This is a genomic window from Coxiella-like endosymbiont, from assembly GCF_030643785.1.
In the GTDB taxonomy this organism is placed as follows: Bacteria; Pseudomonadota; Gammaproteobacteria; order Coxiellales; family Coxiellaceae; genus Coxiella.
Genome location: NZ_CP094378.1, coordinates 1369955 through 1393169 on the forward strand (window position 1 = coordinate 1369955; position 23215 = coordinate 1393169).

Sequence of the window (23215 nt, forward strand, 5' to 3'; positions counted from 1 at the left end):
CTCAATGAATCCTCTAACAACTAACAACGAATTAATCCGCCAACAAATCTTAAGAATTGCTCTGGAATTTTATTTTGCTAACAAAAATAGATCCTTAATCAAAACACATTTAATCAGGCAGAAGCAGAATTAACTAAATCAATGATCAATGCGATGAAAGGCTCATTGATTATTATGGTAATGAATAATATTTATTACGGCTTTATTCATTTAGTCAAAGACGAAGAATATCAACGAATGCCGGATAATTTACGAATAAATATTATCGCCAATCCCGGGGTAGACAAAAAAGACTGTGAACTCTATTTTTTCGCTGTTTTTTCCATTATTTGCTATTAATATCTGCGAATTATGTATCGATTTATGTATCGATGCCCACGTAAATACATTAGTGAAATCCGGGGTCAGAAAGCAAGTCGTTAATAAGTTTGGTTCAAGTCTCTTTCATTGAAACGTCTGATTAATTTATTTATTCTGCCCCCTAAGGAGAGGGGAGAATTATTCCACAACTCCTAATTAACGTTCAGCTTAATGATTTCCCACTCTAGGGATCTTCCCCTGATTTTAATCAAAAGTTTTCTTAGAGATTGTGTCACTTTCTTTCATCCTTTCCACTTCTTCTCTTTCTTGTACCGAAAGAATAGGTCGATTATGGGCAAAAAGTGGAGCTTGACCGAAAATTTGATCATTAGAAGCAGATTGAGTTGTAATAGGCAAGATGAGTGAATTTCATCTGAATTTAAATTTATCAAAATTCGCACTTCATTTCCAGGTTTCATTTTAACTTCCAAATGAGCACAGACCAACATTTAACAAACTTTTTGACACGTATTGGATCATCTTGTCCAGTCTAATAGCTTTTAATAAGCCTTTAATCACTTCCAACTCTACCAATACTTCAGAGCTTAGAGCTTTCGGTTTGGGAGAGAAAATTATTTCCTTATTTAATCAAGACACCAAGGCAGCTCTATTACCGTCCTCAATAGAATGGAAAGACAAATAGATACATACCATTTGATAAACACTTGGATCCTATTCTTGTTCATGGACTAATTTTTCTCTCACCTCTTCGCGCATGAGATAAGCCATCATTCCGGTTGTAGGAATTACAAAACTTTAAAAGTAGGTCTAAAGATTTAAATATTTTTATGAGTGTTACTTCAGGCTTTTGGTTACGTTCACAACTATTTGTGTACCAACACAATAAAGATAGCCGAACCAAGAGCAAAGTGCAGCAATAAATGCTACAATAAGACATAATACAAGTTCTCCCTGGGTATTTTTGCATTGCATTCAAAAGAATGCGAAACAATCTGAATTAGAAGATCCGTTTAAGATCTATTAAGACCTAATTTAATCAAAAAGTCATCGTATAAGGAACTCAAAATGGATATTCAACAGCCCGTTGCTGTGTCTCCCCTGGATCATTAGGAAAACTACTATCCATATATTATTGAGCCTCTTTTATTGAGCCTCTTTCATGAGTAAATATCTCAAACCTCGATTAAGTTCTTTCCGACTAAATTTAGAACCTTCTATATCCAGTTGAATAATATTTACTATCCCAATTTTTGTTCTCTCACTAACATTGGAATCTTCTATTAAATTTTTTGGATCAATATATATGGAATCTACTTTATTTGAAATTTAAGAACAAATTAATTCATTTTAATTTTTAATTAAATATTCTAGGAAATTAAAATTTATTTTATAAATCAATAATTTTTAAATAGCTTAATTATTTCATACTATTAAATTCCCTGAAAGGAAGTAGCAGTGACAACAATTTTTTGGTTTAGATAAGATCTGCGTCTGTCAGACAGTGTAACTCTAAAAGAAGCAATGAAATCGAGTCGTAATTTAATTCCAATATAAATTTTTGACGATGAACTTAAATCCATATGCAAAGTGCAACATTAGTGGTTACATCATATAATATTTCGTCAATAAATAAATAACATTAATATTAAAAAGAGATAATAGTAAAAAAAATACTAATAAAACTTATGAAAAAATATAAAATAAATAAAATTTAATGGAATTCTTGTTATAAATCTTATTATAGAAAATTAGATAGTCATTTAAAAAATTTATTCAGTACTATTTCCATGGAAGTTTAAAATTTTGATCCTAATCTTCTTATAGAACGACAAAAAATTAAAAATACATCATTGAATTACTATAAAGTATTTACTCCTTGTTATAATCTAATTAGCGCTTTAATAATTCCAAGATAACCATTAAAAGTTCCTCCAAATTTATCTAAAAAGGGACCTTTCGAAACTGACAAACTAGAAGACTGGCAACTTTTACCAAAAAAACCAAACAGATCCTAGTGGAAACCTGGAGAAAAGAACACCCAAATTTTTCTTAAAAGATTTATTAAAAAAATCTCAAAAATTACCCCAATCAACGCAATCGTCCTTACATTCGCTCTATTTCACAGCTTTCTCCCTATCTCCATTTTTGAAAAATCAGCGTCTCTCAAATTTTGGCTGTGATAAATAAGGATGTGATAAATGACAAAACTTTGAGGTAGTCTGCCAACGTTTTTCTGTATCAATTAATATAGCGTAAATTTTCTTACCATTTATTATGGAATCTTCCTAAAATCAATAAAAAAATTTTAAAACCGAATTTGAAAATTTTAAATAGAAAAAAAATAAAAGCTGCTATAGGTTATCAAAAGTTTTGACCGTTTTATCCCATAGTCGATACTGGAATGCGCGAATTGTGGCACACAGGTCACATGCACAATCGTGTGAGAATAATCGTAGCGTCTTTTCTAGTAAAAGATTTATTAATTAATAACGAGAGGGAGAGAAACGATTTTGGAATACATTATTGGACGCAGATGTTGCTAACAATGCTCTCGGATGACAATGGATAGATGGCTCAATCCCCGATGCTACACCTTATTTTTAAATTTTTAATCGGATCTTACAAAGCAAGAAATTTGATCCGAAAGGGATTTATATCAAAAAATGGCTTCCAGAGCTCGTTAATGTGCTAACTAAATACATCCATTATCCTGCTAATATGTACCTCAATATTATTCAATCATTCAAAATTCATTTTGGAGTTGACTATCCCCACTCCTAATAATTTGCCATAGCCAAGCAAAATCTTAAGCTTTAAAAGCATACCAAGGTTTATATTTAAAATAATATTTCAATTATAATCTATGATTATAATACTTATAATTATATTAATGTATAAAGTGTTTTAAAACTGCTCAGGAAAGGTTATATCACGAATATTATTGGATTTCTTACCAAAGAAAATTAAAAATTTAGCAATTTTTTCGAAAATATTAAATATGAGTCCCATCGAGAAGAAATCAAGAGAAAGATGTTTCAAGATCTCTCTCAATTTCTTATTTTTCATTAAATCATAGAACAAAAGGTATTTTATCCATAACTTAAAAGAATAAAAAGATTAATTAAATTTTTAAACAACTTATTTCAGAAGAAAAAGAGGCAGAAAAGATAATTAAAAATCTGAAGAAGACTGAAAATTTTAAAGAACGGCAAGATAAATTTTTAAAGCTTAATAAAGCAGTAGAACATCATACGACTCAAGAAGAAAAAATTTTTTCCAAATAGCGCCCCACGCTGGATTGAAAAATCCTTATTTGGAGAATGAGGTGTATAACGCCCTTGATGGGAAAGCGCATGTGCATCGAAAACAGATGTTCATATCGATTATGACTGATGAGAAAATCAAAGAACTAGAGATTATTTTTATTTCTGAATGGAAAAATCAGATATCAAAATGGAAGTCAAAAAATAAAATCGTATTATATAAAGAAATAAAAAATCTGTTAACTAAAGTTTTCTATTTATTAGTCGGCTTACCTTTATCGAAAGGAGAAGTATCTAAACGAATGCGAGAGTTAATGATGCTTTTCGATTACAAAGGATCTATAGGTTCTAAACATTGGTATTCGAGATTCGAACTAAAAAAATCGATAAAAAAATTAAGAAAGTCATTAAAAAAATACGAATCGGTCTTTTACATTTTCTATCTGAAAACCCTGCTCATATTATTGCGCATCACTGCGATCTCAATAATAATCTACTCAATCCAAGAATTACTGTTGTCGAATTAATTAACTTGCTAAAGCCTACCATCGCTATTTCTATGTATATTTTTTTGTAGCCTACGCTCTTCAACAATATCCTAATAGTTTACCAAGATTAAACAGTGATAACGAAAATTATTCTGATCTTTTTATTTAGGAAGTGAGAAGATTATATTCTTTTTTCTTAAAATCATCGCTTGTGTTTAAGAAGATTTCGAATGAAAAGCTTATTATTTCCTTAAAAGTACTATCCTTAAAAGTACTAGAGTGATTTTAAATTTATATGATACCAATCACGATCCTCACATATGGAAGGATTCCGATATTTTTTGACCTGAACGATTTCATCAATGGAATAAAAGTCCGTTTAATTTTATTCCGAAATGGCATGGTGATCATTACCGTAATCATCGTTGTCCAGGAAAATGGATTGCTCTAAAGATTATGAAGGTAGTGTTAGAATTTCTAACAAAAAATACCATACTCAATTTTTAATTGGTCAATATTACTAATTAACTCCTGCTACTTACACGATAAGAATTTTCGGTATAATGCATAAACAGATTTTCCTTTATCTTTTCGGCAGGTAAATGTTGGGCATCATAACCTCGAATTGCATCTTTCTTCGGAGAAAATCCTTCCTGCTCACACCAATATTCCTTGCTTCTGAATACGCTGAGTTAATAAATAACTAGCACATTGACCTTCTTCTTGTAATTCTACTAAATCTGCTTACAACGCATACAACTACAGAATCTGGAATATAATTTAACTAAACAAAATAGAAGCAATTCACCTATAAAACTCGTAATTAATAACTCCATTAAGCTAAAATTTTTTATTCTTTTTATAAATCTACCATCAATGATAAAAATTAAATTTTATTTTCTCGCCAATATATTTGGATCTTGCACAGACGATGCTATCAATAATAATTTCCATTACCTTTCAGCAGAATCTGATGATTTTCGCTATTCCAAAGTTCCAATGAATAATTGGAACGTAAGTGCTATAAAATCGATTTCAATTGAAGACTAGCTCTAGTGTAGTAGTAAGTATGGCAAAGATATTGAGCTTTCTTGATTTTAAAAAATAAAAATCCAAATATAATGCTACTTAAAATAACTCACGCAATCAGCACTTTCAGGAGCGTGAAACCAAATGTTTTAATTATGGAAAAAGATTAGAAATATATGGATAGGATAGTATATACTTAGGACAGTAAATACCGTACAATCGGGAAGTATAACATGGTTATCGTTTGGTTATCGTTATAAATTGGTTAAATCGCTATCAATTGAGATTTAACATCTTAACACACGACGTTTTTTAATAAACGAATGATTTAAAAAGAATTGAATTAAAATTCTGTTTTTTGAACATTTTATTTTTTTATGATTATTTTTTATGATTAATTTAATTAAGGGCGTCTTTCCGAAGAAAGAGGGAAAAAGACTACTTATAGAGATATTAAGTATTAAAAAATTACTATTTCTGATCACAAAAAATTGTCATGTGCTGAGGTTTAATTTGCCTATTTAATTTGCCTATTATTTCTGAGTTGTTTTCAAAAAATCAATCGGCATTGAAAATACAATAATCGAAGCCCTATCGCTATCCAAATTCATCAGGGTTTGCATGTAACGAAATTGTAAAGATTGAGATTGTTAGGCTAAAATCTCAGCTGCTTCTTTTAAACGTTGTGCAGTTTGGAATTCTCCTTTGGCGCTAATTACTTTTGCTCGCCTTTCTCGCTCAACCTCAGCTTGTCACGCAATGGCGCGCACCATACTTTCTTCTAATTCGAAACCTTAATCCCCCATACATCGGTTTTTGCGTCCAGAATTTCCTGAATATCTTTGTTTAATTTTTCTCGTTTCGCCAACATTTCATCTCCAATTTGTGTTGTCCCAATATCGAACGTAACGTGGTTTGTGCTAATTGACTGGTGGCTTCATAATAATTTTCGACCTGAATGATTGCTCGCTCAGGATCAATCACTCGAAAATAAACACAACCGCGTTAACTCGGACGGGACACATTGTCATGAGAAATCACATCTTGACTCGGCACATCCATTACCACTGTTCGCAAATGGGTACGCACAATTTGCTGAACAATAGGCACTACGATAATTAAACCAAGGCCTTTAACTTTCCAAAAACCTCCTAAGGTAAAAATGACTCCCCATTCATATTCTTTTAAGAATATTGATGGCTGAAAATAACAACAACAACAACAACAAGACTAAAGTCGTGATTACAATTGAAACTATTATTATTGATTTTTCTCCAGAGGCTTGATGACCACACAAATTAATCCTTCCAAACGCTCCACGATGACTTCGTCGCCCTCTTTGAAAAAGGATATTACTTTTACATTGCCATCGTTCCCCATCTATGTGACCATATGCGTACCCACATACAGTTATCATTCTTATTTACCACGCTGTGTTTCCCTATTAACGCCTCCGAGGCCAGTAATGATTAGCCTTCGTCGGAAACGAAACGCGAGATTTAAAACCAAAAGGAAAAATCCAAGTGTGATAATGGCTATTGTGATAATTAAGTACACAGGAATCCCAAACCCTATGCCATTTGTTTTTAGTAGCATAATAGAACCAATAACAAATACAACTCCCCCACCTATTCCTAACATTCCAAAACTAGGGATAAATGCTTCTCCAACGATGAAGGCCAAACCTAATAACATCAACGCCAAACCGGCGTAATTAATCTGCAGTAATTAAAAAGTATAAAGAGCCAGCAATAATGAAATCTCTTACACAACGCCACTAACTACAAATCCTAGATTAGCAAATTCAAAAAATATTCCATAAAAACCAATCATGAGTAAAAACCAATTATGAGCAAAATATAGGCCACACTCGGATCCGTAATGACTGCCAAAACCGAGCGCGCTAGTTAACCTCTATTTTTTCTACAATTTTGAGTGCTTCTTCAGCAGAAAGACTTTCGGCCTCGATCACTGCTTTTTTTGTCCATTCCACGTTGCGATCGCGGAATTGCGCTAAGGCTGCGAATATAAACTCTGACATCACTAACGGCTTTTAATTCAGAGGGCGATTTCTTTGATTCGGTTTTTTTATCTTTTTGCTCTTCTTTTGGAGGTTTAACGCCGCCAATGGGTGCCCACAGCCACGGGTGTTTCCGCGCCTAAATTAGTTCCGGGGGCGCCGTAGCATATAAAATGGGTAGTACGTACCTAGACAACAGTATGAGCCACTAAGCGGTACATATCCAATAATCAGTATGGGGAAGATATGCAAGAATATCTTTGATGATACCCGCGCATGACTGTTGCTAATTCTAATCCTCCCGCAGTATCCGATTGGAGAATAACAACTTGTGCTTATTTTTGTTGTGATTTTTTTTAAACCACGTGCGAAAAAAATCTTGGGTGTGTAGAGGGGTGGGTGGGTTCCCCGATGACTCCTTTGATTTCAATTAAAATTGCTAGCTTAGTTGGCTCGTTTTGCACAATAATATTTCTACTAAATCCAAAAATCAGTATTAATATCGAAAACCAACGAATGAACCATCATTTATAACGGTGCACTATGAATCTTCTCTCTATTCATCATATCTGATATATGGCATTATTGCCCGATAAGAAGCACAAAAATAAAACTGGCCCTGTAGCGTTTGCTAATACGCTGGACGTAGTAATTTTGGAGTGGGGAGGAGCATCGTGAATAAATACAAATGTATAAATACTAGACAGAGAGTAATTATGGCAATAAACGCAAAGCATTCCAAACTCTATCTTTGGTTGATTCCCTTTATCATCGGAATTGTAGCTTCTTCCTTTTACGCTTATGACTTCTTAGTTCGCGTAATGCCAATGGCGATGGCGCACGATTTACTAAGATCATTTAAAATTCAAGCGAGTAAACTGAGTATTTTATTCAGTGGTTTTTTTTATGGTTATGCTGTGATGCAAATTCCTGTGGGCATGATGTGCGACAAATTCGGCGCCCGAAGCTTACTTTCTTTTGGTCTTCTTATCTGTGCCGTGGCAACCGCCGTCTTTGGATTCACAACGTATTTTCCTATTGCAGTCGTTGCAAGAATCATTATGGGTCTCACTGCTTCTGTAGCTTATCTAGGCGCACTGTGGGTAGGCGCTTATTGGTTAAGTTCTCAACGTTTTACTCTCTACGCAAGTCTCGTTCAAGTTTTGGGGTGTGCGGGAGCTATTATTGGGTCGTCTCCTGTCGCTCATTTAACTGCAACTTATGGATGGCAAAACACTTCTTATTTGATCGCTTCACTGGGTTTCCTCCTGACAATTCTAAATTGGTTTGTTATCCGCGATAAATCTAAAGAGCTTGAATTGATTCAAGATGCGAAATTTATCCCTAAAGAAAATAAATTCTATCTACGCGATGTCTTCAAGCGCTCTCAATCCTGGTGGATTGCTTTATTCGGTTTTGCTATCTGGGGTCCGGTAGCGCTGTTTGCTACGTCATGGGGTGCTTTATTTCTCACCAGATCGCATCATTTTTCTAATGTCCGTGCTACCGGCCTGCTCTCTCTGATTTGGATTGGCATTGCTATCGGCGGTCCTATTTTTGGTTGGTGGACCAATTTTATCAAGCGCCGCCGTCTGCCGATCATTACGGCCGCATTTCTCGGTTTTATTAGCGCTTGTTTAATTTTATACGTCCCCACATTGCCCGAACTAGCACTGAGTATTTGTTTTTTGTTATTTGGTGCGGCTTCTTCCAGCCAGGCGATCGCATTCGGGTTAGTAATTGATAATAATCGATCACAAGCTGTAGGAACAGCTTCAGGTTTAACCAATATGGGAATCATTTTTGCTGGCGTGGTGTTACAGCCCTTTGTAGGATTATTATTGGATAAATTGTGGGATGGGCAGATGATAAATGCGGCGCCTGTCTATAGTATCCAGGCTTATCAAATTGCTCTAACAATGATTCCCATTTTATTTTTGTTAGCTTTTATAATTGGTGGTTTTGTAATTAAAGAAACGTATTGTACAAAACAATATTAGGATTAATCTTCAACCTGAAGGAACGGAAGTCTTGCGTTTTCCTCCACTAGGTGGAGATTAGGTCGTAGTTTTTCTAGATTTAAGAGGATTCCAAAAAATCCGACTGACAAGAAGAAGATTAGAGCAATGTTGATCTATTAAACTGATGATATATTTGTTGATATAAATAGATTTCTTCCTGAATCTTTTCATATTCTTAAGTGAGATGAGAAAAAGCTCATTTAAATGGGGGTTCTTATATTTAAAAAAACTTACCCGTCAGGAACTCTAATTCATCAACTGGAAGGGAAAGTCTCTGCGGCCCGTGCAAAAAATTCTCTATCTCTCGGTTGCTTTTCAAAAAATCGATCGACCAGAAATGGAGCAGTAATAAATAATCGATGGATGATTAAAGAATGAATATAAATAGAATCTTTTTGAGGCGTATTTTAATTAACTAACGAATATAAATTTAAAGAATAAATAATTTGGGAATCAATTTGGGGATCCGTAAGCTCAAGCCATCGGGCAAGTTGGTTTAGATACTCACTCACGCAAGGACATAAGTCCTCGTTCATTACAGGCAGCAAAGTAACCAATGAATGACGGGACACCTACCACCCCCCTTAAATAAGGCTAGGGAAGGCTATCTTTCTCACGATGGAAAACAAGAAAGTCAGCAAAACCGTCTACTTGTTCGTTTGTAAGACGGACACACTTCCCTGGCAAATAAGAAGAATAAGATTTCAATTTATAGGCAATATCTTGATACTCCTACGGAGTTAATCCAAAAATTAAAATTAAAGACGTTTAAGAAATTTTTTTCCAATTTATTTAAATGAAAAGTTTTAACATTAACGAGACGGGCAAAAGTAGAATTAGTTAGAACGGTATCTTTTAGAAATTTTTGAGTAAAAACAACAGCTATTTTGAAAATAAACCAAAAAATTTCTATGATAGGATTGAAAACTTGCTGCTTCTCAAGACAATTTTTCTACTCTCCTTTTAACTCTTTTTCTCTTTTTCGAAGATATCGGTTAATATAAGTAGAAGTTAATTGGGTTAAATAAATTTCGATGGAATCAATACGTTCATTTTTAAGAAATATGAGCCGAGATGAGTTCTCTCGGAGCTGAGTTTTTTGGCATAGAAATTCGAAATATTTCTCAAATAGTTTGATTTCTATTGGATATGTGGTGTGGGAACTATAAACCACCGCCTAATAAGATCTCCCCTCCCGGAAGGACTAGTTGAATCGGCTGGGGGAAGGGGGCTCATGACTTTATTAGTACGTAATTAGTACCTAAAAGCTTCTCTTGTCAAGAAAGACTGTTATTTGTAGGAATTTCTGCTAGTTCTCTTTGCGCCATAAAGTACCTTCAAGCGAATCTTCAATCGTAATACCAAGATTATCCAATTGGTCACGAATATCATCAGCAGCTTTCCAATCCTTATTTCGACGCGCCTCGTTGCGGATCGCGATAAGTGCCTCAATTTTTTCAACTTCAGATGGGGTCGTCTTAGTGCCTTGTAAAAATTGCTCAGGAGAATGATTCAACAAACCAAAGATGTTGCCTAAATATTTTAATTCGGTTGCCAATTTTCTAGCTTTTTCTATTTGGTCAGCATCCCGAAGCCGATTAATTTCTCGAATCATTTCAAATAAAATGGCAAAAGCAATTGGTGTATTAAAATCATCATCCATAGCTTCGCAAAACCGTTCGGCATATTCAGAAGTTTCTGTATCCTCTGTAATGGGCAAGCCTCGCATTGCCAAATAAAATCGCTCTAAAGCCGTATGACTATTGTCTACATTTTCTTTAGAATAACTTAAGGGACTTCTGTAATGGCCTGACAATAGGAAGTACCGCAATACTTCTGGGTCGTTTGTTTCTAGCGCTTCTCGAATTGAAATAATATTTCCTAGCGATTTTGACATTTTTTCTTTGTTAATTTCCAAAAGTCCCACGTGCATCCACAAATTTACAAACTTCTTCTCTTCAGCCGCTTCCGACTGCGCGATTTCATTTTCATGATGAGGAAATTTAAGATCTAATCCTCCCCCGTGAATATCAAAAGGTTGCCCTAAAAGACTACTCGACATTGCAGAACATTCGATGTGCCAGCCAGGTCGACCTTCTCCCCAGGGCGATTTCCATTGGGTCTCTCTAGGCTTAGCCCGTTTCCACAGAACAAAATCCAATGGATTGCGCTTACTCTCACTGATTTCTACTCGCGTTCCAGCGTGGAGTTCATCAAGATTACGGTGCGATAATTTACCGTATTCGTTAAAGCTGCGAACATCAAAGTAAACATCTCCATTTTCTCCAATATAGGCATGTTGTTTATCAATTAATTTTTCTATAAGTTTGATAATTTCTCGAATATATAGTGTCGCTCGGGGTTCAATATCAGGCTGCAAAACGTCCAAGGCCTTTTTATCTTCATGCAAAATTTGGATAAACCGTTCTGCTAAAGCTTCTGGATTTTCTTTATTTTCTTGGGCTCGTTTAATTATTTTGTCATCGACATCAGTGATATTGCGAACGAAAGTAACTTCGTAACCACGCATGCGTAAATAGCGAACGACCATGTCGAAAGTAATTAATGAGCGAGCATGACCTATATGGCTATAGTCGTAAACGGTAATTCCGCATACATAAAGCTTTACTTTCCCTGCTTCAATCAGCTTAAGTGGTTCTTTTTTTTGGTCAGACTATTAAAAATTTTCACTATCAGCCTCCTGTAATCGCTTATATATAATTTTTTTATCCATCAATAAAATTAAATTAGCAAGCTCAGGACCGTGTTCTACCCCTGTTAAAGCCATACGCAAAGGACGGTATAACGCTTTTCCTTCGAGAGTTAAACGTTCTTTTATATAATTCATAATAGATTTCAAATCATTATCAAATTTTTTAAATCCTTCTAAAGCTACCTCGAAATAATTACCTTCTATTTGCTGTCGTAATTCTTTCGAAGTAAATGATAGGGAGAAATTATCTTCAAAACAAACGTCCACCCAATAATGGATATCCCGAGGAAACATTACATTAGGCTTTACCGTTGCTAAGAATAAATTGAGTTTATCATGGGGAATTTTTGATTTTAATTCTTCGCCTATCCATTGCGAAAAGCGATCCCCTGCCAAATCTTCTATGGCTTTTTTTTGCCAATAATCTAATTGTTGAGCATTAAACTTAGCAGGCGATTTACTAAGCGATTTAATATTAAATCCTTTAGCTAAATCGATTAAAGATAAGAGTTCATCGCTTTGATAATAATGGCACAAACGTGCTAAATAATTTGTTATTGCTTCTGCTAGATAACCCATTTCACGCAATTCTTTAATACCGCGACTGCCGTGGCGTTTAGATAAAGGGCTGCCGTCAGGCCCTGTTATTAAAGCAATATGGCCGTAAGTGGGAATAGCCAATCCTAAAGCCTGCAAAATTAACAGTTGTCTGGGTGTATTTGTTAAATGATCTTCGCCGCGCAAGACATGAGTGACTTCCATTAAGGCATCATCAATGGCGTTGCAAAACATGAAAGGCGAGGTGCCATTGGCTCGGCGAATAATGAAATCTCTGATGTCGCTAGTTTGAAAGTGCTGTTCGCCTCGTACGAGGTCAGTAAAAGTAACAACTTTATCATCGGGTACCCGGAAGCGCAAGGTAGGCTGCAATCCTTCAGTCAATTTCTTTTCTATTTCTTCTGAAGACAGAGAACGGCATATTCCAGCATAACGAGGTGGTTTTCCGGCCGATTTTTGGATTTTACGGGAGAGCTTCAATTGTTCTTCACTACAAAAACAGGAATAAACATACCCTGCTTCTTCTAGACGTTGATAATAATCGTCATAAATAGCTTGCCGTTTAGACTGATGGTACGGACCCTTCCCTTTATCTTTGGCCGGGCCTTCTTGCCATTCCAACCCCATCCACAACAAGTCTTCTTGAAGACTTTGTTCAAAAAGCTTCTTTGAGCGCTCAACATCGGTATCTTCAATCCGGAGCAAAAACACTCCTTTTCTATTTTCTGCAAATAAAAAATTGAAGAGCGCCGTACGAGCATTCCCAAGGTGCATAAGGCCGGTAGGGCTAGGGCAAAAACGGCTTTTAATCATTAAGACTCTTCCTCAAAAACACACTATTATGACAATTTTTAGTTGGCTTTCCAATGTTGGTGCGAGACAAACAGGCTTACACGAAAATTTCGTTGATAATGTCGATTTTCTACCCAATCCGAATAAGATTTTTAATGAGTAGATCCTATGATAGGCTGCGACTATAAGAACAAGCTGCAAGGCCTAGGGCGGAATAGTAATCACTGAAGAATACGGCCATGAAATCACACACTTTATTTATTTCTGATCTTCATTTAAAAGAAGCAGCTTCCGACATCGCGGCACTTTTTCTTCAATTCATCGAAAAACAAGCACCAAAGGCTGATGCACTTTACATTCTCGGTGATTTCTTTGAAGCTTGGATAGGAGATGATGACGAAACCGATTTTAACCAGAAAATTATTTTGACACTTCGTTCTCTTGTTAAAAATGGAACGCCAATTTATTTTATGCGGGGAAATCGCGATTTTTTGATAGGAGAAAAATTCGCGAAAAATGCAGGAGTGATTCTCCTAGAGGACCCTGCGGTTATTTCCTTATACGGTAAATCCGTTTTACTAATGCACGGTGATAGTCTTTGCACTTTAGATCACAAACACCAAGCTTACCGACGAAAAATCACTAATCGATGGATACAAAAATTAATGCTATCACTTCCTCTAACATTTCGTCGTAAACTAGCCGAAAAATTACGTAAAAAAAGTCGCAATCGTAATCGCTATTTATCTAATGAAATTACCGACGTGACATTAGAGGAAGTCCTGCGTGTTATGCATCAAAAGAACGTGGAATTACTAATTCACGGACACACTCATCGCCCAGCTATCCACGATTTTTTAATAAATAAAAAGCCCGCTAAACGCGTTGTACTAAGGGCCTGGCATGAGAATGGAAGCGCTCTTCGTTATTTTTCCGATGGTGTATTGGAGAACTATCTTCTTTTAAATTAAATTAAGAATAAGAACTACAATTGATCGGCTGCCTAACGACACTAATCCACTTAGTTCCATAATTAACAAATTCGCTATCTTGAAGCAATGATCCTTGCAGCAATGATCAATGTTTTCATTTCTTTAACAGCCTCAGCTAAACCAATCAAAACAGCGCGCGAAATAATACTATGACCAATATTCATTTCATTAACTACCGGAATAGCTGCAATGGGTTGGACATTATGGATTGTTAAACCATGACCGGCATTTACCATTAGACCTAAAGTATGAGCGTAATGAGCTGCAGAAGTAATGCGTTCTAATTCTTGTTTTTGATCGTAATCGGTCTTAGCATCGGCATAATGACCTGTGTGTATTTCAATGACGGGGGCTCCGCAAACTTTCGCAGCATCGATTTGTTTTTCATCAGGATCAACAAATAAAGAAACTTCGATACCCTCATTGGCAAGACGAGAACAGGCTTCTTTTATACTCTTTTTTGGGCAGCAACTTCTAAACCACCTTCTGTCGTTAATTCCTCTCGTTTTTCGGGAACTATACAGCAGTGCTCGGGTTTAACTTCTTCAGCAAAGCGCATAATGACTTCAGCTGCTGCCATTTCTAAATTCAACGGCACTGTCAATTGGCTTTTCAAATTATGCACATCATCATCTTGAATATGACGTCGATCTTCTCGCAAATGTAGAGTAATGGTATCAGCGCCTGCTTCAACTGCAATTAAAGCCGCTTCAACCGGATCTGGGTAGTGAGTTTTACGTGCTTGGCGCAATGTGGCCACGTGATCGATATTTACACCTAAACGAACCATAGGATCTCCTTTCAAATACAATATACTACTTTATCGTAATAATTCCCGAGTCTTAAGGGGAGTTTTTCCAAGTAATCTTCCTAGAGCTAATCGCATCAGGCGCTTTATTTCTTTAAGCAGTTCTACATTGGAGAATACTTCTTCTCGTAAGGCAAGTAAACTTTTTCCTGAAAACACATTTAATTCTCCACTCTTTTCGCAGAGTAAAAATCCTCGCTCAGGGATATATTGATAAAATTGATTCTTTTCGAATGGCGTATTTCTTTTGACATCGCATCCTAAAGGCAGACCATACCCCAGTTCCTCTAACAACCGTTTCTCAAAACTTCGTAAAGAAGGTTCTATGTAACCCTTCGATAATTGATCCAATGCGTTTTGATAATGGGGAAATAAATAATAATCCGGATCGTCCGGGTGTAATAAACGCAACACCAATTCATTTAAATAAAAACCGCACAATAAAGATTCACCTTCTAAAAGATAAGGCATTCCATTCAATTCCGCATCACCTAAAAATTTTAAATCTCCTCGTCCCGACCACGAAATAAGCATGGGGAAAAATAATTCTAATCTACCTTTATAGCGTGATTTTAACCCGCGGGCACTTCGCGCGAGAGCAGAAATTCGGCCGTAATTTAGTGTCAACAATTCAAGGATTAAACTTGTATTGCTGTATGGCCGTCGATGCATGATAAAAGCAGGCTCCAAAAAAACGCGATGTATCATTCCTCAAACCCCAGCTCTTTTAATAGACGCTCGCTATCCGACCAACCACTTTTGACTTTAACCCATAATTGTAGAAAAACTTTTTGGTTCAATAATCTTTCCATATCAATACGCACAGTTGTTCCAACTTTTTTAAGTCGCTCTCCGTCTTTCCCTATCACAATTCCCTTCTGTCCTTTTCGTTCTATCCAAATAACAGCCGAAATACGAAGAATTTTTTCTTCCCGTTGGAACATTACCAGCGTAACCGCCAACGAATAAGGAATTTCTTGACCCAATGACCGCATGAGTTTTTCACGAATTATTTCAGCTGCCAGGAACTGATCACTACGATCGGTAACTTTTTTGGGTGGAAAACAAAAAGGTGATTCCGGTATTTGATCATTAATTTTTTGCTCCAAAACTCCTATTTGATCGCCAGTTTTTGCAGAAAGAGGAATAATTTCTTTAAACGAATATAAGGAAGAAACTTTTTCAATTAAAGGTAATAATTCTGAATAGGTCCTAATTTGATCTATTTTATTAATAATCAGAAAAACCGGCCTCTCAATATTTTGAAACTGTTTTAAAACCCAAGTATCGCGTTCATCCCAATGAGGCTCGATAACAAAAAGAATGAGATTAACGTCCTGCAACGTTTCTCGGGCAATACGATTCATATAACGGTTTATCATTTGAAAAGTATCTGAATGCAAACCTGGCGTATCAACATAAATAACTTGAATATTTTTAAAGGTTTTAATACCCAGGATTCGATATCGAGTGGTTTGAGGCTTTCGCGAGGTAATACTTAGTTTATAGCCTAAAATTTGGTTGAGTAATGAGGATTTACCCACGTTAGGCCGACCAATAATAGTAGCATAACCGCAATAAGTAACATTCTTATTCATCTACCAATTCCAGAAAACGTAAAGCAGTAATTTGTTCTGCTCGTCGGCGTGTGGTACTGATACCTTTTGTTTTATAAGGCAGGCCCTGCACATGACAAATGGCTGTAAAAGTTTGAGCGTGTGCTTCTCCACTAACCCGCACTTCATAAATGGGAAGAGATAGTTTACGAGCTTGTAACCATTCTTGCAGACGGGATTTAGGATCTTTTTGGGGAGTTAATTTGGACAAGTCATCTACCTGCTTGCCATACCAATGTAACAAACAACGACGACATTTTTCTAATCCAGCATCAAGATAAATAGCACCAACTACTGCCTCCAAAGCATCTGCCAAAATTGATGGTCGGGTCCCTCCACTTTTATGTTCACCCGCCCCCAAGCGTAAATTGTCACTTATCCCTAAATAGATTGATAATTGTGCTAACACTTCGCCGTTAACAACAGAAGCACGCATTCGACTTAATTCTCCTTCCCGCGCTTGGGGATGACTCTGATACAATTCCGATGCAATAATAAACCCCAAAACAGAATCTCCTAAAAATTCTAAGCGTTCGTTATTGTGAGCCCCCATACTACGGTGATTTAATGCCGTTCGTAACAGTCCAATATTATTAAATTGATGTCCTAAATGTTGCATCAACTCATCAAGCTTACTCATGCAATTTTCCCTAGAAATAAAAGCAAAATCGCTTATTGCAACCCATTTCCAATACGTTTCCACCGAATAGATTTATTTAAAGAATCCCAACTGAGCCAAATTCCAAACGCCTTACCAATTAAATTTTTTCTGGAACAAACCCCCATTGACGGCTATCATCACTGTTATCTCGGTTATCACCCATCATAAAATAATGTTCCAGAGGAACGACTAAATCGTAATTTTCGGTTTCTCCACCAGCTGGTTGCACATAGATTTTATGTTTAATGCCGTTAAGATCTTCTTCTTTCACATATACGAGTCGCTGATATCCACATGAATTTTTATCATTCGCGGTATAGAGGAATTTTTGCTTTTGTTTCTTGCCATCAATATAAAGTTCCTTGTTTTTATAAATAATATGATCACCGGGCAATCCAATAACACGCTTAACAAAAACAATTGCGGGATTTTCAGGCCAGCGAAATAAAACGATTTGACCTCGTTTTGGTTCACCAATAGGTAAGATTTTTTTGTTAATCACGGGAAAACGAAGTCCATAAGCGAATTGTTTCACCACTATGAAATCACCCGGCATAACAGTGGGTTCTAATGAGCCTGTGGGTACGCGATAAGGTTGAATGATAAAAGATCGGACTATCCAAACAATTAACAAAACGGGGAAAAAAGCTTTACTGTATTCAACAAGAAAAGAAGCTTTGGTTTTTGGGGGACGGCGTTTTTTAATGAAAAGCCAATCCACAAGAGAAATTATTCCAATCAGCAGTACTGCAATGGTTAAATAAAAGGCAAAATTAAGTATCATTTTTCACTCTTAAAACAGCTAAAAATGCTTTTTGAGGAATAGCTACTTTACCTACTTGTTTCATACGTTTTTTACCGGCTTTCTGTTTTTCCAATAATTTTTGTTTTCGTGTTACGTCTCCTCCATAACATTTAGCTGTCACGTTTTTGCGAAGCGCCTTCACGGAGGTACGCGCAACTATTTTAGCACCGATTGCCACCTGAATAGCCACCTCAAACATTTGTCGCGGAATTAAATCTTTTAATCGCTTTATTAATTCACGTCCTCGTGAATAGGCTTGATCCTTACGCACAATAGTCGCTAAGGCGTCCACGGTTTTACCACCGATCAAGATGTCTAATTTTACCAGATCCGCCTTTTGGAAGTGATTGAAACTGCAATCCAACGAAGCGTACCCCCGACTCGCAGACTTCAAGCGATCAAAGAAATCCAATACCACCTCGCTCAAGGGGATTTCGTAAGTCATTGATACTTGGTTGCTTAAATATAATAGTTTTTTTGGACTCCCCGTTTTTCTACGGACAAACTGATTACCGCACCTAAAAATTCAGGCGGTACCAATATATTTGCCACTGCAATAGGTTCACGAATTTCAGCAATTTTACTAACTTCGGGTAATCGACTGGGATTATCGACATACAAAATCTCATTTTGCTTCGTCACAACTTGATAATTCACCGTGGGCGCTGTGGTAATTAATTCAAGATTATATTCGCGCTCTAAACGTTCCTGGACAATTTTCATATGGAGCATCCCGAGAAAACCGCAACGAAATCCGAATCCCAAAGCATTTGAAAATTCCGGTTCATAAAACAAAGCCGCATCATTCAAACGCAATTTAGCAAGCGCTTCTCGAAATGCTTCATAATGATCTGAGTCAATGGGAAATAAACCAGCAAAAACTTGAGGCTTAACTTGCTGAAAGCCAGACAAAGGTACTTTGGCAGGCTCTTTAGCGTGCGTCAAGGTATCCCCTACGGGAGCACCAAAAATGTCTTTAATCCCAGCGAACACAAAACCTACACTACCAGCGCTTAAGGCTTCTAATGCTTGGCGTTTTGGTGTGAAATGACCAACCTGATCGACATAGTAATCTTTACTCGTCGACATGACTTTAATCTTATCTCCATTTCGCAAAGTGCCAGCTTTAACTCTCACTAAAGAAACCACTCCCAAATAGCTGTCAAACCAAGAATCAATAATCAAAGCTTGTAATGGCATTTCGGGATCACTAACTGGTGGAGGAATGGTGACGATAAGTTGCTCTAACAGCTCTTTTACTCCAATACCTTCTTTAGCACTTACCCAAATGGCATCATGTGCCTCAATGCCAATAACATCTTCAATTTCCTGAATGGTGCGCTTGGGATCTGCTTGTGGTAGATCAATTTTATTCAACACCGGCAATACCACAAGTCCTTGTTCGATAGCCGTATAACAAGTCGCTACCGTTTGTGCTTCTACGCCTTGGGCAGCATCTACCACTAATAAAGCGCCTTCACAAGCCGCTAATGATCGAGATACCTCATAAGCAAAGTCCACATGCCCCGGAGTATCAATAAAATTTAGTTGATAGGTATGTCCATCTCGGGATTGGTAGGCCAAAGTGACGCTCTGGGCCTTAATCGTGATTCCCCGCTCCCGTTCAATATCCATTGAATCAAGAACTTGGGCTTTCATCTCGTGATCCATCAATCCGCCACAAAGCTGAATAAATCGATCGGCTAAGGTTGATTTACCATGATCGATATGCGCGATAATCGAGAAATTACGAATGAATTTTTGGGGAATTGCGGTCATCACAGAGCTTTATCATTTTTTAATGCATGGATAGTAGTATACTTACATAAACACAGCGAGTCTCTTATTAGTCGCAATCGTTAGAGAAATTTTAAAAGTCCTTATATTTCTCAGCAGGAAGTTTCTGCTTTAAAATGTCAGTCATACAAGCTTTTCGTGTTTTTTTGATCTACACAAGTGATAGAAATAGATGCGCTTGCTACTAATTTTTTATCTTCTAAATTTCTTATTTCTTGTACGATTTGTAATCTTTGTTCATTGTAAGTCCCTATTTCAGAAGTGACATAAAATTCATCTTCTGCTTTTAAGTGTGAATAATAACGAGCTTCTAACCCAGACACTGCTAAATCATAGCCTTTTAAATGAAATTTATAAAAATCAATATCTACTGAACGCGCATAATCATTACGATATTGCTCAAAATAATGGAGAAAAATGGCGTGGAATTCCTTCACTATCTAGCTCATAATCGCGAACTTTTGACTGCCATGTAAATAATATTTTCTTCATATTGTTGCCCCATGAATCAATCATGGTTAAAGTCATCCGATACAGGCCGTTTTTTCATCCAAAACCACCAAATAACAAAGGTAATCAAAATAATTCTAGACAAATTAAAAAAATAAATAATTCATATTTTTTCTATTTTTTTGAAAAAAACGCAAATAATTGGCATTAGCTACTATAGTCACGGAAGATAATGCTATTATGGCTACACTCCACTATAATAGGGCTTAATAATAGCCTTACAAGTGGGTAAAAAATACCTGCCCTAATAGGAATTCCGAAACTTGAGCCTTAACACCATGGCCCGAAAGGGCTTCAAATTCATCAACCTGAACTAGAGATAAATTTTGTTTTTTAGTGGCTTCCACAATCACCTCTGCTAAAGGATGTTCTGAACCTTTTTCAACAACTATCTGCTAGTTTTAATAATTCTTTTATCAACCTCGTGTAGCGCTTTAATGTTTACTAACACAGGTTTTCCGGCGGTTATCGTTCCAATTTTATCTAAAATAATTTTTGTTAATTGAGAAGCTATTTGCAGTGCTTCTCCATTACAAATAAGAGCACCCATTTCAGCGGCTTTCCCAATTCCTACAATGATAGAAATTGGCGTTGCCAGCCCAAGAGCACAGGGACAAGCAATAACTAAGACGGGCATGGCGGGCCCCGATAATTAAAATAAAGCACGTGGTTTCAGGGCCGAAATCAAACCAACCCATAGCTGTTAAAATAGCAATAATAATAACAGTAGGCACGAAGACGACTGAAACCGTATCAACGATACGGCCAAGCCAATCTTAGGTTTAGAATCTGGATTAGAATCTTATGTTTGACGGACCAAAGCAATGATTTGAGCGAGAACCGAATCTTTTCTTACACAAGTTAGCTCGATAAATAAAGCTACCCGCAATATTGATTGTTCCTCCGACCACTTGATCATCCTTTTTTCGTCGTTATTGGCATCGATTCTCCTGTCAGAATCGACTCATCAATTTGGGAAACTACCTTCAATAATTTTTCCGTCCACAGGGACTTTTTTGCCCGGCCTAACACGCATGCGTTCATCTAATGGCCACCAGAATAATGAAGAACAAAGAAACCAAAGAGTCCAATAATAACCCGAAGCCATTGAATGCGTGACTGATTTACGGATAGAAAGCCATTGCCAAAATTCATTAATCATCAAAGGAAATCCTACAATAGCTGCTACAAAGGCTTTTTGATTAAATTGCGGAGAAATTTTGAGATTCGTCAGTATCTAACCTCCATCATCAACGATAAAATGCGTCTCGTATCCTTGTTGCTTGACTGCCTCAATTAATTTTTTTGGATCGACACGACATCCCCCTTCAATTTTCGCTTGTTTCGTAGCGAAATTTACCGAAACGGATCTTACACCAAGGATGTCTTTTAATGCAGTCTGGATACTAGCTACGCAACTAGCATAATGCATATTTTAATACTCAATCGGTGTTTCATAAACCCCCTCCCTCAAATGCAATAATAAAATTTATTTTAATCTGCCTCTCTCGAAACTAATAACCCACCCCCATTCTGGGCTTTTTGAAACAAATCCCTCACAAATACAATAAGCCACAACAGTTACTAATGTTTCATTACAATAAATTAACGGTATGGAATCGCGTTGCCAAACCGGGATTCTCCATTCTTGCATTAATTTTTTTAATGAATGACTGTCTTTTCGCCCTACTGGTCGGCATCGTTCGCCCCCTTGGCGAAAACGTACTGTTACCTCACGCAGATTAAGTGCAGTCTTAATTCCCTTACCCTTTCGTTTTACTGCTTGTAAAATGCCTAAATTATTGGGAAGGGTCAAACGGCCCTGAAAGTCCCAAGGAATAATTAAGCTGGCATCATCGTAGAGCGGTGAAAAAGCCGATAAATACAGCTCATTTCTATATCGACGAACTTCTATGTCACCATAAGTAAAAATGGGATTTGCATCTTCTTTTGCCTCCAATACGTCTTTTCGTATCTGCTCTAATTGCTTGGTTTGAGGTACAAGAAATCCCTCACGAGAAATCCACCGTCTCAAAATATTTCGCTGTCGCTCAGGCGTTAATTGCAAAAGGGGTTTAATTGCCAATTTTGATCTCGTTTGCATAGCTTGTAAATCATTATCCGCTAACCGATCAAGCAAAATAGCCGCTTCAGCACAATGGCTTGCTGACCGTGAAACAGTGGCAAATACCTGCGGCCAACGCCGCTGTAAAACAGGTAATACTTCGTGGCGTAGATAATTTCGATTAAAGCGCAATTCTAGATTCATATCATCTTCAATCCAATGCAAATGATTTTTTTCAGCATAAACTTTTAATTCATGGCGATTAAAATTTAATAACGGACGCAATAAATGTCCGGAACCTAATTTCTTTTTCATTGGCATAGCACTTAATCCTTTGACACCCGAGCCACGCATTAACTGCAATAAAAAAGTTTCCGTTTGGTCATTTTGGGTGTGAGCCGTTAAAATATTTTCATCATCACGAATAATACGGCGAAATATTTCATAACGGGCTTTTCGGGCAACCGCTTCAATGCTATCGCCTGGGTGAATTGTTAACCTTAACCGTTCCGCCTGAAAAGGTATTTTTAATTTCTCACAGATATATCGACAGTGTTGCTCCCACTGATCAGACTTTGAATTAAGTCCATGATTAATATGCACAGCCCGAATGTACAAAAGCGGATTTTTCTTGAGACATTCGCTCATTGCATGTAAAAGGACATGAGAATCCAGTCCCCCACTATAAGCGATGTAAAAACGGGAACAGATCGTGTGGGTAGTTAACACGACGGAAAGTTTTTCCGGCGTAAGCAC

General features: G+C 36.7%; 17 protein-coding genes and 5 pseudogenes. 5 read left to right on the plus strand and 17 right to left on the minus strand.

Going from position 1 to position 23215, the window contains the following annotated elements; translation table 11 throughout:
- The first annotated feature begins 141 nt into the window (after positions 1-141).
- Complete coding sequence (locus MRH55_RS06985; protein WP_304985456.1) at positions 142-339, plus strand: hypothetical protein; 198 nt, start codon at positions 142-144, stop codon at positions 337-339.
- 225 nt (positions 340-564) lie between these two features.
- On the opposite strand, the gene MRH55_RS06990 is transcribed toward MRH55_RS06985, so the two are convergent.
- Positions 565-717, minus strand: coding sequence for a hypothetical protein (locus tag MRH55_RS06990; RefSeq protein ID WP_304985457.1), 153 nt, complete (start codon positions 715-717; stop codon positions 565-567).
- A gap of 2032 nt (positions 718-2749) precedes the next feature.
- Between MRH55_RS06990 and MRH55_RS06995 the strand changes: the two genes are divergently transcribed.
- The gene (locus tag MRH55_RS06995) at positions 2750-2890 is read left to right on the plus strand and encodes an FAD-binding domain-containing protein (RefSeq protein ID WP_304986167.1); all 141 of its coding nucleotides are present in this window, start codon (positions 2750-2752) and stop codon (positions 2888-2890) included.
- Positions 2891-2976: 86 nt separating this feature from the next.
- Positions 2977-3102: an FAD-binding domain-containing protein gene (locus MRH55_RS07000; protein WP_304986168.1), complete on the plus strand. Its 126-nt coding sequence runs from the start codon at positions 2977-2979 to the stop codon at positions 3100-3102.
- Positions 3103-5634: 2532 nt separating this feature from the next.
- On the opposite strand, the pseudogene MRH55_RS07005 reads toward MRH55_RS07000, so the two are convergent.
- The 3 genes and pseudogenes from MRH55_RS07005 to MRH55_RS07015 all read right to left on the minus strand — a co-directional run bounded on the left by MRH55_RS07005 (position 5635) and on the right by MRH55_RS07015 (position 7142).
- Positions 5635-6344: pseudogene (locus tag MRH55_RS07005) on the minus strand (slipin family protein).
- A 176-nt stretch (positions 6345-6520) separates the two neighbouring features.
- Positions 6521-6796, minus strand: coding sequence for a hypothetical protein (locus MRH55_RS07010; RefSeq protein WP_304985458.1), 276 nt, complete (start codon positions 6794-6796; stop codon positions 6521-6523).
- A gap of 208 nt (positions 6797-7004) precedes the next feature.
- On the minus strand, positions 7005-7142 hold the full coding sequence (locus tag MRH55_RS07015) for a hypothetical protein (RefSeq protein WP_304985459.1): 138 nt from the start codon (positions 7140-7142) through the stop codon (positions 7005-7007).
- Between the two features lie 695 nt (positions 7143-7837).
- On the opposite strand from MRH55_RS07015, the gene MRH55_RS07020 reads away from it, so the two are divergent.
- A complete protein-coding gene (locus MRH55_RS07020) occupies positions 7838-9121 on the plus strand; it encodes an MFS transporter (protein ID WP_304985460.1) in 1284 nt (427 codons plus the stop codon).
- A gap of 1330 nt (positions 9122-10451) precedes the next feature.
- Here MRH55_RS07020 and cysS read toward each other — a convergent pair.
- Both cysS and gltX read right to left on the minus strand, forming a co-directional pair.
- Positions 10452-11839: pseudogene (cysS, locus tag MRH55_RS07025) on the minus strand (cysteine--tRNA ligase).
- Entirely contained in the window at positions 11820-13226 is a 1407-nt protein-coding gene (gltX, locus tag MRH55_RS07030; protein ID WP_304985461.1) for a glutamate--tRNA ligase, read from the minus strand. Before gltX ends, cysS begins: the two are co-directional and overlap by 20 nt.
- 218 nt (positions 13227-13444) lie before the next feature.
- Between gltX and MRH55_RS07035 the strand changes: the two genes are divergently transcribed.
- A complete protein-coding gene (locus tag MRH55_RS07035; RefSeq protein ID WP_304985462.1) occupies positions 13445-14176 on the plus strand; it encodes a UDP-2,3-diacylglucosamine diphosphatase in 732 nt (243 codons plus the stop codon).
- A 74-nt stretch (positions 14177-14250) separates the two neighbouring features.
- Here the strand turns inward: MRH55_RS07035 and pdxJ are convergent.
- From pdxJ to tilS, 11 genes and pseudogenes are all read right to left on the minus strand, one after another.
- Positions 14251-14987, minus strand: a pseudogene (gene pdxJ, locus MRH55_RS07040) (pyridoxine 5'-phosphate synthase).
- Between the two features lie 30 nt (positions 14988-15017).
- The gene (recO, locus tag MRH55_RS07045; protein WP_304985463.1) at positions 15018-15713 is read right to left on the minus strand and encodes a DNA repair protein RecO; all 696 of its coding nucleotides are present in this window, start codon (positions 15711-15713) and stop codon (positions 15018-15020) included.
- Positions 15710-16603, minus strand: a complete 894-nt coding sequence (gene era / locus MRH55_RS07050) for a GTPase Era (protein ID WP_304985464.1) — start codon at positions 16601-16603, stop codon at positions 15710-15712. Before era ends, recO begins: the two co-directional genes overlap by 4 nt.
- Positions 16596-17261 (minus strand): ribonuclease III, encoded by a 666-nt coding sequence (gene rnc, locus MRH55_RS07055; protein WP_304985465.1) that lies wholly within the window; start codon positions 17259-17261, stop codon positions 16596-16598. The genes era and rnc overlap by 8 nt, the downstream gene beginning before the upstream one ends.
- A gap of 32 nt (positions 17262-17293) precedes the next feature.
- Positions 17294-18066: pseudogene (gene lepB / locus MRH55_RS07060) on the minus strand (signal peptidase I).
- Positions 18056-19866: pseudogene (gene lepA / locus MRH55_RS07065) on the minus strand (translation elongation factor 4). Before lepA ends, lepB begins: the two co-directional pseudogenes overlap by 11 nt.
- A 137-nt stretch (positions 19867-20003) precedes the next feature.
- Positions 20004-20321, minus strand: a complete 318-nt coding sequence (locus MRH55_RS07070) for an acyl-CoA thioesterase (RefSeq protein WP_304985466.1) — start codon at positions 20319-20321, stop codon at positions 20004-20006.
- 291 nt (positions 20322-20612) lie between these two features.
- A complete protein-coding gene (locus tag MRH55_RS07075; protein ID WP_304985467.1) occupies positions 20613-20741 on the minus strand; it encodes a hypothetical protein in 129 nt (42 codons plus the stop codon).
- A 41-nt stretch (positions 20742-20782) separates the two neighbouring features.
- Positions 20783-21031, minus strand: a complete 249-nt coding sequence (locus MRH55_RS07080) for a hypothetical protein (protein ID WP_304985468.1) — start codon at positions 21029-21031, stop codon at positions 20783-20785.
- Positions 21032-21631: 600 nt separating this feature from the next.
- Positions 21632-21826 carry a heavy-metal-associated domain-containing protein gene (locus tag MRH55_RS07085; RefSeq protein WP_304985469.1) on the minus strand — a complete coding sequence of 65 codons (195 nt, stop codon included), beginning with the start codon at positions 21824-21826 and terminating at the stop codon, positions 21632-21634.
- Between the two features lie 57 nt (positions 21827-21883).
- Positions 21884-23215, minus strand: coding sequence for a tRNA lysidine(34) synthetase TilS (gene tilS, locus MRH55_RS07090; protein WP_304985470.1), 1332 nt, complete (start codon positions 23213-23215; stop codon positions 21884-21886).

What these genes read in the sequence shown, in the direction of transcription:
- MRH55_RS06985 (WP_304985456.1), top strand. Translation starts at nt 142, where the DNA reads ATGATCAATGCGATGAAAGGCTCATTGATTATTATGGTAATGAATAAT.
- MRH55_RS06995 (WP_304986167.1), top strand. Translation starts at nt 2,750, where the DNA reads ATGCACAATCGTGTGAGAATAATCGTAGCGTCTTTTCTAGTAAAAGAT.
- MRH55_RS07010 (WP_304985458.1), bottom strand. Translation starts at nt 6,796, where the DNA reads ATGTTATTAGGTTTGGCCTTCATCGTTGGAGAAGCATTTATCCCTAGT.
- MRH55_RS07015 (WP_304985459.1), bottom strand. Translation starts at nt 7,142, where the DNA reads ATGTCAGAGTTTATATTCGCAGCCTTAGCGCAATTCCGCGATCGCAAC.
- MRH55_RS07020 (WP_304985460.1), top strand. Translation starts at nt 7,838, where the DNA reads ATGGCAATAAACGCAAAGCATTCCAAACTCTATCTTTGGTTGATTCCC.
- gltX (WP_304985461.1), bottom strand. Translation starts at nt 13,226, where the DNA reads ATGATTAAAAGCCGTTTTTGCCCTAGCCCTACCGGCCTTATGCACCTT.
- MRH55_RS07035 (WP_304985462.1), top strand. Translation starts at nt 13,445, where the DNA reads ATGAAATCACACACTTTATTTATTTCTGATCTTCATTTAAAAGAAGCA.
- recO (WP_304985463.1), bottom strand. Translation starts at nt 15,713, where the DNA reads ATGATACATCGCGTTTTTTTGGAGCCTGCTTTTATCATGCATCGACGG.
- era (WP_304985464.1), bottom strand. Translation starts at nt 16,603, where the DNA reads ATGAATAAGAATGTTACTTATTGCGGTTATGCTACTATTATTGGTCGG.
- rnc (WP_304985465.1), bottom strand. Translation starts at nt 17,261, where the DNA reads ATGAGTAAGCTTGATGAGTTGATGCAACATTTAGGACATCAATTTAAT.
- MRH55_RS07080 (WP_304985468.1), bottom strand. Translation starts at nt 21,031, where the DNA reads ATGCCCGTCTTAGTTATTGCTTGTCCCTGTGCTCTTGGGCTGGCAACG.
- MRH55_RS07085 (WP_304985469.1), bottom strand. Translation starts at nt 21,826, where the DNA reads ATGCATTATGCTAGTTGCGTAGCTAGTATCCAGACTGCATTAAAAGAC.